A 14,079-nucleotide genomic window follows, 5' to 3' on the forward strand; every position below is an offset into this window, starting at 1 on the left:
ATGCCGCTCTTCTAAGGAGCCCTCCATGCAGATTTCCGAACGCTTGCGCAGCATCAAACCTTCTCTGACCCTCAGTGTCAACAGCCGGGCCCTGGAGCTCAAGGCGCAGGGCGTGGACGTGACCAGCCTGGCCGTGGGCGAACCGGATTTCCCCACGCCCAGGCATATCTGCGACGCGGCCAAGGCCGCCATTGACGCCAATTTCTGCCGCTACACCGCCGTGCCCGGCATTCCCGATCTGCGCAAGGCCGCGGGCCGCTACTTTGAACGGAACTACGGCACGCCCGTGCCCATAGAATCCATTATCATCGGCGCGGGCGGCAAGCACTGCCTCTACAATTTCATGCAGGCCACCATCAACCCCGGCGACGAGGTGCTGATTCCCGCGCCCTACTGGCTGAGCTATCCCGACATGGTGGAGCTGGCGGGCGGCGTGCCCGTGACCGTGCATGCCGGGCCGGAACGCAATTTCAAGGTCACGCCCCTCATGCTTGAGGAAAAGACCACGGACAAGACCAGGCTGCTGGTCCTCAACTCGCCCAGCAATCCCACGGGCGCGGTCTATTCCGACCGCGAGTTCATGCAGATCATGCGTTGGGCCCTGGCGCGGAACATCTTTGTACTGTCGGATGAAATTTACGACCAACTGGTCTTTCCCCCGGCAAAGATGACCAGCGCCATCACCTGGTTCGAGCATTGCCCCGAACTGGTGGCCGTGCTCAACGGCCTGTCCAAGAGCTATGCCATGACCGGCTGGCGCGTGGGCTTTCTGGCCGCGCACCCGGACCTGGTTAAAAAAATCTCCTCCATGCAGGGGCACAGCACCTCCAGCATCTGTTCCGTATCCCAGAAGGCCGCCCTGGCCGCCCTGGAAGGCCCGGTGGAGTGCGTGGACGAAATGCGCGCGGCCTTCCTGCGGCGGCGCGATCTGGCCTTGGACATCATCAAGGCTTGGCCGTGGGCTGTCTGTCCCAAGCCGGACGGGGCCTTCTACCTCTTTGTGGACGTGCACCAGTGCTACGGCGACCAAGTGCGTAATTCCACGGAGCTCTGCACGTACCTGCTGGACAAGGCCCATGTGGCCCTGGTGCCGGGCGCGGCCTTCGGCGACGACAACTGCATCCGCCTGTCCTACGCGGTGGCGGACGATGTGCTGGCTGACGCCCTGTCCCGGGTGGGCGAGGTGCTGGGCGAACTGGCGGGAGAAACCCGGCGTTGAGCCGGATAGCCCCAATATGGCCGAATATGGCCGGGTTGCGGACCCCGAAAACCCCGGCCCGTGCGGCCCTGAAAAAAACGTATAAAAAATATTGACAGACGCCGCTCTTTTGGGCAGTATGCCTTCTGCCGTGGGGCTGTAGCTCAGTTGGGAGAGCGCTTGAATGGCATTCAAGAGGCCGTCAGTTCAATTCTGTCCAGCTCCACCAGATTTTTTTAAACCCCCCGATCATCGGAAGATGGTCGGGGGTTTTGGCGTTTTGGGGTTGCCCCCCCTACTAAGCTAGCTACCAAGCTATCTAACAGTTCATAGACCAATTGATAGCGATTAATATCAATTATTCTAGCAAATCGAGGTCAACATGGCAGGTATAAGCTTCAAGGTTACCGGCGGGTTGGCACCTGAAAATAAAATTTCAATGCACCTTTTGGGATGTCTATGTACTAATACTCAGAGTGCGTTGAACCGAGCTTTTCTTGAAGCAAAAAATTCACATGTATATAAATACCAAAAATTATCTAAAGATGACTATGAAAAGACGATATTTATGTTTCAATCCACTCGTGAAGGTAGCTTCATCGTTGATTTTATAGAACATAGTGCATTTTCGTTAAAGATAGCAAAGACTTTTCAAAAGCTGTTAGATCCAGCATATGAAATAATCAACAAAGGATTCAAGCGAGATTATTATTCAAGTTTTGATCAAGTTCAAGAAATTATGCATAACATTGAGCTTAAAGCTATTAAGCCAAAGACATTTGAAGAATTCAAACAAAATCCCCCTAAAGAATTTGCTCAAAGCTATGCTGCAAAATCATTAACAAGAGATATCTCAACAGCGTTAACACCATTAAAAAGATCTACCCATGCCGATGATTCTATAACTCTATCTGTTATTTCAGATAAAACTCACGATTATTTTTTTAATAAAGAATTAGCTGATAGTTTATACCACCTTGCAAATGATTTATACTATCTGAACCCTGTAATATATAATATGAAATTATTTGAAATGAATGAAAAGACAAAGACAGCAATTGCTTACAATCTAGATAACAATAACTCTGAGCAAAAAATAAGATTTGTAGACAAGGACTCATTCAATAGCGCTCGAAATAAATTCAATGGAGAGGAACTTATTTCTATAATTGGCATGCCATGTGCGGAATATGCAACTTTAGATGTAAATAGGGGCGACATTTTATATGTGGATAGAGTGGGTAATTAAAATTTTAAAAAACAGGCTGCTTCTTAGCATAGCCGTGGACATGTGCATTGCATACTTACTTATATTTATTAAATATATTTTCTGTATTGGCGTAAAAAATTTTTTAATAACCCAATTTGATGTTGAAATCTTCTTACTTCCACTAAAAATGCCTATATTTTATTTTGCAATTTTTATTGTCGCTGCATCTATTTGGATTGCAAAATTTATATTTAATATATTATGCCTCTTTTCAAGGACATTTATTTTAGCAAAACTTGAAGCTATTCGAACAATAATTTTTCAAAAAAATACCCAGCACGACTTAAATCTAAAGCGTTTTAGCATTATATATACAGTTAAAACATTAAAAAATATAATTTATACATGTTCAGTTTTTATATTTACATTCATTTACACATTTATTTTAAGCTTCGCTTTTAACAACACCTTATATTTTAGAATTATTGAAATTATATCATTAATATTTCTCATCATCTCGTATTTTATAACATTTATTATCATTATAAGAAATTATTTCACAGCTATCGCGGTTAAAGATATTTTAAGTGCAACAAGAACAGATGGATATCAGTCTCTTCGAGATATCTTCCGCTGAACACCTGTGTGAACTCTAACTAGGATTATGCAGTGGTGGCACCGCTACAAACGCAAAACCCCCGACCATCTTCCGATAATCGAGGTACTAATATAGAGGCTGGGGATATCGCGCAGTTGGGTCCGCACACAACCTAACGCTGAAATTCGGATTTAGATTACGCTTACTTTCAATATTGAATTCATCGATATTAACGGCTCTTAGTTTCTTGTCCGCGCTGAGGAGGATGCATGAGCCACCCTGCCGGGGAAGTCCATTCCAAATATCATATACATCTTTTTCAGAAAATTTAAAAAGCACAGGGCATAAAGCCAAAAACATATCCAGATTTTCTTGCGTATCAAAGTAGCTGTTATTAGGATCACCTTTTGCCCTGTATTTCCGAATTGCCTCTATACACTGCCCATCTCTGGTCACTAGGCTTTCTTTTATACGAAATTCATAAGAACCCAATACATAGCCGATGCCGTCATAATTATTAAGCCAAACGGGGATAGAGCTGCCTGGGGCCAGTTTTTCATGGTAAACAGCAAGATACCCATTATCGCGAATCTCTTGAAAGACAAGATATACGTCCATATTTTCTTCGGAATTATTTACAAATTCTGGCGTATATTTCTCACGATATGCAATTCTTGGAGATATATCACAAGCTGAGAGCATAACGGCTAATAAAAATATAAAAAATATTCCCTTCATATTGCCCTCTTTAACTTTTACCATCTGCACCTAAAGAGCATCCTCCCAACTTACTGCCAACGATTTTATCATAACACTTTATCGTTTTGCTTAAAAAACGAGCCGCCCTGGAAGAGGCGGCTCGCTCTCATTTGTCTACGTCTTACACATTAATTTGCAGCATCCTTTGGCCGCAGGCCCCAGCGCATCCCCAGGCTCACGATCTGCGCGGCCAGAGGCAGCAGGCTTACCGGCGCGGGCGCGCCGCCACGGCGCAACGCCCCCCAAGCCAGTCCGGCCAGAAAGGCCGCGCCCGTAGCGTGCAGAGGCTTTCGCCTGACAACGGCAAAAGGATCGAACCGGGCCGAAACCCGGCGCAAACGCTCTTTGGCCTCGCCTACTGTGTATGTTTTTTCTTTGGAAGCGACATCCATAACAAGCCTCCGGCGATGCCCGCGCAGGCCAGCCCGATGATGCACAACACCCAGGCCGGGTGCAGCACGATCGAGAGGGCCTTATACAGCGCCGCCACAAAAAAAGCCAAGGCCGCCGCGCCGAAGAGCAGCCCCAAACCCAGCAGCATTGCCGTGCGCAATGTGCGCAGAGCGTTATGCCGCAGGAGCTGCCCTTCGGCCTCAAGCAGGTCAAAGAAACTGATGATGAGTTCAGCCAGACCCTTCACGCGGGCTCTTACCTGTACTGGCGGAACAACCAGGAAAGCGCGCAGCCCGCGCCAAAGGCCACGAGCAGGCTTGTCACGGGATTCCGGCGCACCTGTTCGCCCACCTGCTCGATGCCGGCGCTCCCGGCCTCGTAAGCCTTGTGCACTTTATCGGCCGCCATTCTCCGGTAGTGTTCCAGTTCCCTTTCCAGCTTGGCGACCATGTCCGAGGAGGCCTCGCCGCCTTTTTCGCCGAGAGATTTCACCAGCGTTTCCATCTGATCGCGCAGGGTGTTCAGTTCATTCCGCAACGTATCCATGCTTTCTTCATTTTTTTCAGCCATGATAATATCTCCTGTTCGGGCAGCGCCCTTATATTTTATGTAGGGGACAGAGCATTGCTGATCTGTCCATGGTTCATTGGTACCCCATTACCGCCGGGATGACAAATCCGCGAAAACGCTTCCCGTTTCCGAGCGCCGGGCCCTCTCTACAACCCGGCAGCGCGAAGATACAAAAAGCGGCCCATGACGTTCAGTCACGGGCCGCTTTTTGTATCCAGCCGGAAACAAGCGCTTCCTTAGGGTCTGTTAACACTATAGAATTTTTGTTCGCCTGCAAGGAAGATAAACCTGCTTTGAGGGAGTGTACTCTTCTGGTACTCGACCGAAAAAGCAGGTGAAATCTGACGCGGCAGGAGGGCAAAAAGGCATAGCGTTAACAGGCCCTAGAGCATTTTGCGCTTGAAATCAGCTCTTAACGGCGAAGTAAATTCGCCTTGCGATAATTTCGCGGTGCGGATTTTCACGGAAAATCCGCACCGCGCGTTGAGATATTTTCAATAGTAAAACGCTCTAAAACCAGCGGGAAAAGCCTACTTCACGGAGGGCAGCACCGCGCCCGCATACTTCTTTTTCATAAAGGCGGCCATTTCCGGGCTGATCAGAACCTCATACAGGGCCCGGAGTTCGGGACGCTTTTCGTCGCCCTCGCGCACGGCCAGAATATTGGCGTAGGTGGCGGCGGCCACGGAGTCGGCGGCTTCCACGGCCAGGGCGTCGGCCACTTTCAGACCGCCGAGAATGGCGTAGTTGCCGTTGATGATGGCAATGTCCACGTCGGGCAGGGCGCGCACCAGCTGGGCGGCCTCGATTTCCTCAATCTTGAGCTTTTTGGGATTCTCCACGATGTCGCGGCGGGTGGCGGCCAGACCGGCATCCTTCTTCAGCTTGATAAGGCCCTCGTCCTGCAGGAGCAGCAGCGCGCGGCCCTCGTTGGTGGCGTCGTTAGGCACGGCCACCAGCGCGCCGTCCTTCAGGTCCTTGAGGCTCTTGGTCTTGCCCGCGTAGATGCCGAAGGGTTCATAGTGCACCGGGCCCATAGAGCCGAGCTTGGTGCCTTTCTGGGCGTTGAAGTCGTCCAGGTAGGGCTTGTGCTGGAAATAGTTGGCGTCCAGCTCCTTGCTGTCCAGGGCCACATTGGGCTGCACATAGTCGGAATATTCCACGATCTTGAGGACGTAGCCCTGCGGTTTGAGCAGTTTGGCGGCCTCGGCGAGGATTTCGGCATGGGGCGTGGGGGACGCGCCCACGGTGATCGTGCCCGCGGCCTGAGCGGTGCAGACCAAGGAAGCCGTGCCCAACAGGGCGGCAAAAGCCAGAAGCAGTTTTTTCATGGGTTTTGTCCTTGTGTAAAAGGTTGGAGCCGGGCTACGAACCGCGTTTGTCGCTGCGACGCGTGGCCCAGTTGCCGAAAGACTGGAAGGCCTGCACGATGATGATCAGCAAAACCACCGTAATGACCATGATGTCGGTCTGATAGCGGTTGTAGCCGTACATGATGGCGAGCTTGCCCAGTCCGCCGCCGCCCACGGCCCCGGACATGGCCGAGTAGCCGAGAATGGTGATGGCGGATACGGCGCTGCCGTTGAGCAGCGAGGGCCGCGCCTCGGGCAGCAGCACTTTGACGATGATCTGCCAGGTGCTGGCCCCCATGCTCTGGGCGGCCTCCACCACACCGTTGTCCACCTCCAGCAGGGAAGATTCCACCAGCCGGGCCACAAAGGGCGCGGCGGCCAGCACCAGCGGCACCACGGTGGCGTTGTTGCCGATGGTGGTGCCTACCAGAAAGCGGGTGAAGGGGATGACCGCGATCATCAGGATCAGGAAGGGGAAGGAACGCGTGAGGTTCACCACCACGTCCAGCACGTTGTAGACAAGCGCGTTGGGCCGGATGCCGTCCTTGCGGCAGATGACCAGCACCACGCCCATGACCATGCCGAAGACATAGGAAAAAAATGTCGCCGCCACGGTCATGTAGAGCGTGTCCCATACGCCCACAAGCAGCATTTCAACGGTCTGCTGGTCAAACATGTTTCATTTCCTCCAGCATGATGGAATGCGCCTCGGCAAAGGCCATGATCCGCGCGCGGGATTCCTCCCTCTCGGGCAGTTGCAGGACCATCTGGCCGAAGGCCACGCCGTTGATGTCGCGGGTGTCGGCATACATGATGTTCACCGGACAGCCGCATTCCAGCACCATGTTGGCGATGACGGGCTCAAAGGAAGAGCGGCCGTTGAAGATGAGCCGGTACAGATTGGGCTGCGGCAGCTTGCGGAGGGCCTCGGGCAGGACCAGGCGGCGGGCCGCTTCGGTCCGGGGGTGGAAAAAAACGTCCTCCACCAGACCCTGCTCGACAATGACGCCCTTGCTGATGATGGCCACATGGCTGCAGATCTTTTCGATGACGCTCATCTCGTGGGTGATGACCACCGCCGTGATGCCGAGCTGGACGTTGATGTCCTTGATGAGCGCGAGAATGGAATCCGTGGTGGCCGGGTCCAGCGCGGAGGTGGCTTCGTCGCAGAGCAGCACGCGCGGCTTGGTGGCCAGGGCGCGGGCAATGGCCACACGCTGCTTCTGGCCGCCGGAAAGCTGGGAGGGGTAAGAATCCATGCGGTTGGCCAGACCCACCATATCCAGCAGCTCTTCGGCCCGCTTGCGGGTCTCGTCCCTGGGCGCGCCCGTCAGCTCCAGCGGAAAACAGACGTTCTGCAGGGCTGTGCGCTGCATGAGCAGGTTGAACTGCTGAAAAATCATGCCCATGGAACGCCGCGCCTTGCGCAGCGCGGCCTCGGGCAGACGGCAGAGATCCCTGCCTTCAAAAAAGACGCTTCCGGCCGTGGGGCGTTCCAGCATGTTGATGCAACGCACCAGCGTGGACTTGCCCGCGCCGCTCTTGCCGATGATGCCGAAAATGTCTCCCCGGCCGATGGCAAGGTCAATGCCGCGCAGGGCGAACACGTCGGCATTTTTACCGGAAAAGCGCTTTTCCAGATGCTCGATACTGATGATGGGGCCGTCAGCCATAATGCCTCCGCCGTGACGCTGCCGCTCCGGCAAAGGCGGAGCGCACCTGGCGCATCCTTGACCCCTTCCGGAACGGAGGGGGTACAATAGCACATTTTGCCGCAGGCGCAAAGAGGCGGCAAAGGCGCGCAGGCAGAGCAATTTCACTCCCGGCGGAACAGTCCGTGGGAACGCGCCGCCCGTCCACTCAAGTCCGAGCGGATTTTGCACCTCCGCCCCGGCCTTCCACCACGGCCACGGAAGGCCGGAACAGGGTGCTTCATGCTATCGGACTGCCCGCCTATCTTCCGGCCAGCAGCTCCGCGGCCTCCGGGGTCAGCGGAATCAGATCGTCCGGGCCCAGCAGGTTTACGTCAAATTTGCGGTTCAGGGCCGCGAAGTGGCGCAGACCCATGGCGATGCGGTTGAGATAGGAGAACACGCCGATGGCCCCGGCCGGGAAGCTCTCCGCCTCCTTGCCGTAGAGATGCCTGAGATCCGGCAGATCCGCGAACAGCGTTTCCTTGCTGTCGCCGTATTTTTGGAGATAGGCGGGAATGTTGCCCGCTTCGATCAGTTCGCCCACCTTTTTGGCGCTGTTGGCGGCGGCCATGGCGGCCCGGCAAAGGCCCACGGCCTGAAAACAGGGCGCGCCCAGAGCCAGGGCCTTGAAGACCTGGTCCTCGGTGGCGAAGCCGCCGGTGATGACCATGGAGGGCAGTTCCAGGCCTTCCCGGCCCAGGCGGCGGGCAATGCCGCAGACCGTGCTTTCCAGCGGCACGGTGGGCAGGCCCCACTCGTTCATCATTTTACAGGGGCTGTAACCCGAGCCGCCGCCCGCGCCGTCAAAAGTGACCACATCCACTTCAGCCGACGCGGCAATGCGCAGCACCCGCTCAATGTCCACGGGGTCAAAGCCGGCCATCTTGAAATAGACGTTTTTCAGGCCCATGTCCCGCAGCATGCCGATGCGGGTGACCAGATACTCCTCGTCCCACATGGGCAGACGGCCGTAGGCATAGAAATTGGGCGCTTCGCCCCGTTCCGCCGCGGCCCGGACCGCGGGGTCCTCCGGGTCCGGATGGACCAGGGCCCCGGTCGCCTTTTTCTTGAGCGCGGCGTCGTAATCCTTGAGCCGGGTCACGGGCTGGGTACCCTTGGCCGACTGGCCGAACTTGAATTCAATGGCCTCGGCCCCGCACCGGCTGATGGCGTATTCCGGCAGCCCCTGGCCGTCCTCCTCGAAGTTGGCCTGCGGCACGATCTGCCCGTAGCCCCGGTAATAGCGGCGGAAGGCGTCCATGATTTCATTCAGATAGGGAAATTCCGCAATTTTTCCGTTCCGCATTTGCAGCGCGGGGTCCTTGGAGGGCGAGCCTTCGCCGATGACGCAGCAGACCCCGGCCATGGCGGCCCCGGCAAAATAATCCTGCCAGTTCATTTTCAGCAGGGCGGGCAGGATCACCGGCAGGGCGATCTTGACCGGATGCCGCCTGCCCAGCGTGCGTTCGAGCCTGACGTTGAAGATGGCCGCCTGATCCGTTCCGGCCGGTACGCCCTGAGCCCCGAAGACGCGGCCGTTGATGTTGAAGTGGGAGTAATCCAGCGGATAATCCTTCTCCGAGGCGATCTGGTTGTTGCCCGTGGTGGTGGGGTAGACGCTCTGCGCGCCCAGCACGGCGGACAGGCCTATCTCGCAGGTGCCGGGGCAGTCGGCGGTGCAGAAGGAGCACATGCCGCTCTGCGGCGACAGCGTGTGGCTGCGTGTTTTGGTTTCGTTGAAGCTGGAGGCGATTCCGGGGTTGAGGGACATGACGCATATCTCCTTGCGGTTGGGGGAAAGGGAGCCGATCAGACCATCAGGCAATCGTCAGGCGTATTTTCAAGGGCGGAGGCCGCGCCATGCGCCGGATGCGAGGCGCATCCGGAATATGACGGCCGGTCCCGGCCCGTGGTATCAATGGTTTTGATCTTACGTTTTTCCCGGCGTTCCGTCACCTCTTTCCTGCGCTCAGCCGGAATGCCCGACGCTCGATACCCGCGCCGCCACAACGGCCGCGAAACTCAGCGTGCCGCCTAGTCTCCTTCCCGCTTGGGCGGCTTGCCCGCCCCGCGTTCCGGCGGACAGGGACCGGCGCGCATCTCGGCCTCGATCAGCCGGACCAGTTCCGCCGTTTCCATGCGCAGGGCCGCCGCGATATGCAGCATGGCGGTCAGCGAACCGCACTGGATGCCGCGCTCCATGCCGGAGATATAATCTTCGGAAAGCCCCGCCAGGCCCGCCAACTGCCCCTGGGAAAGCCCGGCCTTGCGCCGCAGCCGGTGGATCACCGCAGCCACGGCCCACTGCAATGTGGGTATTTTTTCCATGCGCGAACCATAGCGCGGCCCTTGACAAAATATCCGTATATTTATACGGATATCCGGCAGGCGAAAAACGCCCGCAACACGACAACGCGGAATACCATAGGCAATGAGCAAAGTTACTTTGCTCCGTCGGCCGCGAAAGCGGACGCCCGCGCCTGAAGCCAAGGCGCCTTTAGCCGTTCGCGAGCAAAGCGGGCATTACGGGTCAAGACAGCAACGATAGGCTGAGGGCAGCGCCAACGTTGAGAATATCAATTCTCAACGTTAACCCGCTCAAGAGGAAAAAGGCAACGCGCGCGGCGTCGCATCTGAAAGAGCCGCAGTGCGGCCGCAGCTGGCCGGGAACAGCTGACAAGCAAGGCGACAGGGCGGAGCGAACGGGATTTCAGCGTTGGAACAAACCTGGCTGAGCCGGACGCGCCCGCTCAGTACAGGTCCGCATCCTTCCGCCTCGGGGACCCGAAGCGGTTTTGCCCCTCCTGTTTGGAAAGGGGTTCGGCATGGGACTTGGCGCACGGTCCGGGGTAAACGGCGGCTTCGCAGAGGGCGATTTCGATCATATCCACGATCCGCGCGGCCGGCATTTGCAGGCCCTGGGCAATGGCGATCAGAGTCTCCACCCGCACGCCCGAACGGCCCTGTTCGAAACGGCGCAGCCATGAGCAGTCCACCCCGGCCCGCTTGGCCAGGGCGTAACGGCTCATGAGTCTCTCCTCGCGAAGAGCGGCCACAATGCGGCCCATAATCTGCTTGGCCTGTTCCGTTTCCATCTTGCCATTAAAACATGAACTTCCCGGCTTGCATAAAGGATTAAAGTCCTATATCGGTATATAGATACACACTGCATAAAAAATCCGACGGAAAAAAGACGGGTTGACACGCCTCTGTCATTGTTGCGCCTCTGCCGCAATGCAACAATGACATCCGGAGGCGGCGGCCCGCCGGAGGAACGCCACAACCACAGCAAAGGCCCTCCCATGTCCACGCATCCGGCACATTGTCTTATCCCGCTTACCTCCAGCGAGCCGCTGTGGGAATGGGACATCGTTTCCGACGCGCTTTTTCTGAGTCTGGGCGCATGCAGCCGCTTGCGCCTGCCCGAACCGCCAACGCGCATGGCGGATTTTCTCAGTTGCATTCCGCCCCACGCCCTGCCCAGGCTCAACGAGCTGCGCGAGGGCGTGCTCAGCGGCACGGCCGGTTCCTGCCTGGAGTGCGACTACCCCTTCAACAATCAATGGATTCAGGAACATCTGCTGGTGCTGGCCCGCAACGAAAAGGGCCGGGCAACCAAAATCATGGGCCGTTTCACGGTCACTCCGGCCCTGTCCGGCGATCCCGCCGTGGAGGCCAAGGCCCGGCAAAGCGGCCTGCCCGAAGTGGGCATCTGGATATATTCCATCCCGAGCAGAAACGTCTGGCGGGACAGCATCTGCGCGGCTCTGCTGGGCGAGGACGCATCCGGAACCTACGCCGTCAGCTACGACGACCGTACCACAAGCATCCACCCGGCCGACCGCAAAAACCTGCTCCGCCGCTACCGGCTGTTCATCGAACAGAAACTTCTGGGCGAATCCATTGACGACATCATCAGGGTCCGGCTGAACAACGGCCAGTACGCGCGCATGCTGGTGCGCGGCTCCGTGCTGGAGCGCGACCACACGGGCCGCGCCACCCTGCTGGCCGGCACGCTGCAACGCGAGGAAAGCCTCCGCCCCGGCCTCCGCTCATCCGACGACGAGCGGCTGCACTACGCCCTGGACACGGTGGGCGACGGCCTGTGGGACTGGGACCTGCGCACCGACGCGGTCTATTACAGCCCCCGCTGTCTGGCCATGCTGGGCTATACGCCGGAGCAGTTTCCCGCGCATGTGGATGCCTGGAAAGACAAAATCCACCCCGACGACCACGACAAAATCGTGGACACGCAACTGGCTATCGTCCAGTCCCCGCGCTACGGCGATTCCTTTGAATGCACCTACCGCATGCGGCGCGCAGACGGCGGCTGGGCCTGGCTTTTCGGACGCGGCTGCGTGACCCGGAGGGATGAAAACGGCCGGGCGTGCCATCTGGTGAACATCGTCACCAACATCACCACGGCCCAGACCGAGCGGGACAGGCTGGAGGAACTGGTCAAAAACGACGCGCTCACCGGCCTGCGCAGCCGGGCCTATTGCAATCTGGAGGCCGAACGCATCGAAAAAAACAACATCCGCCCGGTCTGCGTGATCTCCTGCGACATCACCGGCCTGAAAATGGTCAACGACAACCTGGGCCACGCGGCCGGGGACGAATTGCTGGCCGAGGCCGCAACGCTGCTGCGCAAGCCCCTGCGGCTCACGGACTGCGTGGCGCGCATGGGCGGGGACGAATTTGTGGTTCTGCTGCCGGGCTGCGCGCCGGACAAGGGCAGGGAGCTGCTGCGCAACATCGAAACCTGTTTTGCCGAACGCAACCAGCATCCCGGCCGGATGCCGCTTTTGGCGGCCTTTGGCCTGGCCTGCAGCGAAAACCCGGAGATGACCCTGGCCAAGGTCATGGTGCAGGCGGATACGGCCATGCTGCGCCAGAAGCGGGCCCAGCGCAAAACCGCGCACAGAGAGATCAAAAACTGGATTGAAGCCCGCACGGGCCACAACATCCGCGCCGACGACCGTCTCCCAGTCAACTGAACCGGGCCTTCTTTCTTGACAGTTCCCTCCGCCGGCATACACAATGAAAGCACGCGACAAGCCCCCTGGGCGCGCCGCGTGCTTTTTATTTCCCAAGAAGAACACAGGAGAATACCAATGTTGAAACTGATGCGGGCACCCGCAAAATATATCCAGGGCAAGGACGCCCTGCTTTCCACGTATGACGAAACCAAAAATCTGGGCAAATCCTTCCTCTTCATCTGCAGCCGCAGCGGTGAAAAGGCCTGCCGCGCCCACCTGGAGCAAAGTTTTGCCGGCAAGGAGGCCGCCATCCGCTTCGAGATTTTCGGCGGACACAGCTCCGAGGGCGAAATTCAACGCATGCGCGACATCGTGCGCGCTCACGGCATTGACTGCGTGGCCGGTGTGGGCGGCGGCTCGGCCATCGACACGGCCAAGGCCACGGCCTATTACGAAGGCCTGCCCGTGCTGGTCATTCCCACTGTCAGCGCCACGGACGCGCCCTGCACCGGGCTTTCGGTCATCTACAAGGATGACGGCTCGTTCAGCAAATACCTTTTCTATCCGAAAAATCCCGACGTGGTTCTGGTGGATTCAACGGTCATCGCCAACGCGCCGGTCAAATTCCTGGTGGCGGGCATGGGCGACGCCCTGGGCACCTATTTCGAAGCCCGGATGTGCGCCAGAGCCAAAGCCCCCAGCCTGGAAAACGGCGGCATCACCCGTTCGGCCCTGGCCCTCTGCCGCCTCTGCTACGAAACCCTGCTGGAAAACGGCGCACGGGCCAAGGCCGCCGTGGAGCGGCATCTGCTCACCCCGGATGTGGAGGCGATCATTGAGGCCAATATCTACCTCTCGGGCGTGGGCGCGGACAACGGCGGCCTGTGCGTGGCCCACTCCGTGTACAACGGCTTCACCGCCCTGGAAGAATGCACGGCGGCCCACGGCAGCGTGGTGGCCTTCGGCACCATCGTGCAACTGTTGCTGGAAAACGCGCCCGGCGCGGAACTGCGCCAGGTGCAGGACTTCTGTCTGAATGTGGGCCTGCCCGTGACCCTGGCGGAAATGGGCGTCACCGACCCCGCGCGGGTGGCCGTGGCCGCCACGAAGGCCTGCGCGCCGGGCGAAAGCATCCACAACATGATCGGCGACGTCACGCCGGAGGAACTGACCGACGCCGTTCTGGCGGCGGACGGCCTGGGCCGCGCCCTGCGCGCCTGATTGATGAAACCATCCGACAAACTAAGGGATGCGCTGACTGATGAAAATGTTTGTTCTTTGCCGAAAGGCAAACATCGCGCACAGGGCCAGCCCGGCGCGGGAAAA

14 protein-coding genes and 1 tRNA gene are annotated in these 14,079 nt (G+C 57.4%); 5 read left to right on the forward strand and 10 right to left on the reverse strand.

Annotated features, from left to right (window positions below; translation table 11 throughout):
• Positions 1-25 precede the first annotated feature (25 nt).
• The 3 genes from AXF13_RS13335 to AXF13_RS16895 all read left to right on the forward strand — a co-directional run bounded on the left by AXF13_RS13335 (position 26) and on the right by AXF13_RS16895 (position 2,447).
• Entirely contained in the window at positions 26-1,219 is a 1,194-nt protein-coding gene (locus AXF13_RS13335) for a pyridoxal phosphate-dependent aminotransferase (RefSeq protein ID WP_062253967.1), read from the forward strand.
• Positions 1,220-1,351: 132 nt separating this feature from the next.
• Positions 1,352-1,427 (forward strand) — tRNA-Ala (locus AXF13_RS13340).
• A gap of 153 nt (positions 1,428-1,580) precedes the next feature.
• Positions 1,581-2,447 (forward strand): hypothetical protein, encoded by an 867-nt coding sequence (locus AXF13_RS16895; RefSeq protein WP_150116183.1) that lies wholly within the window; start codon positions 1,581-1,583, stop codon positions 2,445-2,447.
• A 685-nt stretch (positions 2,448-3,132) separates the two neighbouring features.
• Here AXF13_RS16895 and AXF13_RS16900 read toward each other — a convergent pair.
• From AXF13_RS16900 to AXF13_RS13390, 10 genes are all read right to left on the reverse strand, one after another.
• Positions 3,133-3,774, reverse strand: coding sequence for a hypothetical protein (locus tag AXF13_RS16900; RefSeq protein ID WP_150116184.1), 642 nt, complete (start codon positions 3,772-3,774; stop codon positions 3,133-3,135).
• A 119-nt stretch (positions 3,775-3,893) separates the two neighbouring features.
• The gene (locus AXF13_RS13350) at positions 3,894-4,157 is read right to left on the reverse strand and encodes a hypothetical protein (protein ID WP_062253971.1); all 264 of its coding nucleotides are present in this window, start codon (positions 4,155-4,157) and stop codon (positions 3,894-3,896) included.
• Positions 4,121-4,405, reverse strand: coding sequence for a hypothetical protein (locus tag AXF13_RS13355; protein ID WP_062253973.1), 285 nt, complete (start codon positions 4,403-4,405; stop codon positions 4,121-4,123). The genes AXF13_RS13350 and AXF13_RS13355 overlap by 37 nt, the downstream gene beginning before the upstream one ends.
• 8 nt (positions 4,406-4,413) lie before the next feature.
• Entirely contained in the window at positions 4,414-4,728 is a 315-nt protein-coding gene (locus AXF13_RS13360; RefSeq protein ID WP_008682825.1) for an ElaB/YgaM/YqjD family protein, read from the reverse strand.
• A 530-nt stretch (positions 4,729-5,258) separates the two neighbouring features.
• Positions 5,259-6,059, reverse strand: a complete 801-nt coding sequence (locus AXF13_RS13365) for a MetQ/NlpA family ABC transporter substrate-binding protein (RefSeq protein WP_062253974.1) — start codon at positions 6,057-6,059, stop codon at positions 5,259-5,261.
• Between the two features lie 34 nt (positions 6,060-6,093).
• Positions 6,094-6,756 (reverse strand): methionine ABC transporter permease, encoded by a 663-nt coding sequence (locus AXF13_RS13370; protein ID WP_062253976.1) that lies wholly within the window; start codon positions 6,754-6,756, stop codon positions 6,094-6,096.
• Positions 6,749-7,753 carry a methionine ABC transporter ATP-binding protein gene (locus tag AXF13_RS13375; RefSeq protein WP_062253978.1) on the reverse strand — a complete coding sequence of 335 codons (1,005 nt, stop codon included), beginning with the start codon at positions 7,751-7,753 and terminating at the stop codon, positions 6,749-6,751. The genes AXF13_RS13370 and AXF13_RS13375 overlap by 8 nt, the downstream gene beginning before the upstream one ends.
• 280 nt (positions 7,754-8,033) lie before the next feature.
• Complete coding sequence (locus AXF13_RS13380; protein ID WP_062253979.1) at positions 8,034-9,545, reverse strand: glutamate synthase-related protein; 1,512 nt, start codon at positions 9,543-9,545, stop codon at positions 8,034-8,036.
• 263 nt (positions 9,546-9,808) lie between these two features.
• Complete coding sequence (locus AXF13_RS13385) at positions 9,809-10,102, reverse strand: helix-turn-helix domain-containing protein (protein WP_062253981.1); 294 nt, start codon at positions 10,100-10,102, stop codon at positions 9,809-9,811.
• A gap of 422 nt (positions 10,103-10,524) precedes the next feature.
• Positions 10,525-10,803, reverse strand: a complete 279-nt coding sequence (locus AXF13_RS13390; RefSeq protein WP_236887148.1) for a helix-turn-helix domain-containing protein — start codon at positions 10,801-10,803, stop codon at positions 10,525-10,527.
• 273 nt (positions 10,804-11,076) lie between these two features.
• Here AXF13_RS13390 and AXF13_RS13395 point away from each other — a divergent pair, with 273 nt between their 5' ends.
• Together AXF13_RS13395 and AXF13_RS13400 are read left to right on the forward strand one after the other, a co-directional pair.
• On the forward strand, positions 11,077-12,771 hold the full coding sequence (locus AXF13_RS13395; protein ID WP_062254922.1) for a sensor domain-containing diguanylate cyclase: 1,695 nt from the start codon (positions 11,077-11,079) through the stop codon (positions 12,769-12,771).
• A gap of 117 nt (positions 12,772-12,888) precedes the next feature.
• Positions 12,889-13,974, forward strand: a complete 1,086-nt coding sequence (locus AXF13_RS13400; protein ID WP_062253984.1) for a glycerol dehydrogenase — start codon at positions 12,889-12,891, stop codon at positions 13,972-13,974.
• Positions 13,975-14,079: the final 105 nt, after the last annotated feature.

Origin of the sequence: Desulfovibrio fairfieldensis (genome assembly GCF_001553605.1) — a bacterium.
GTDB classification, from domain to species: domain Bacteria; phylum Desulfobacterota; class Desulfovibrionia; order Desulfovibrionales; family Desulfovibrionaceae; genus Desulfovibrio; species Desulfovibrio fairfieldensis.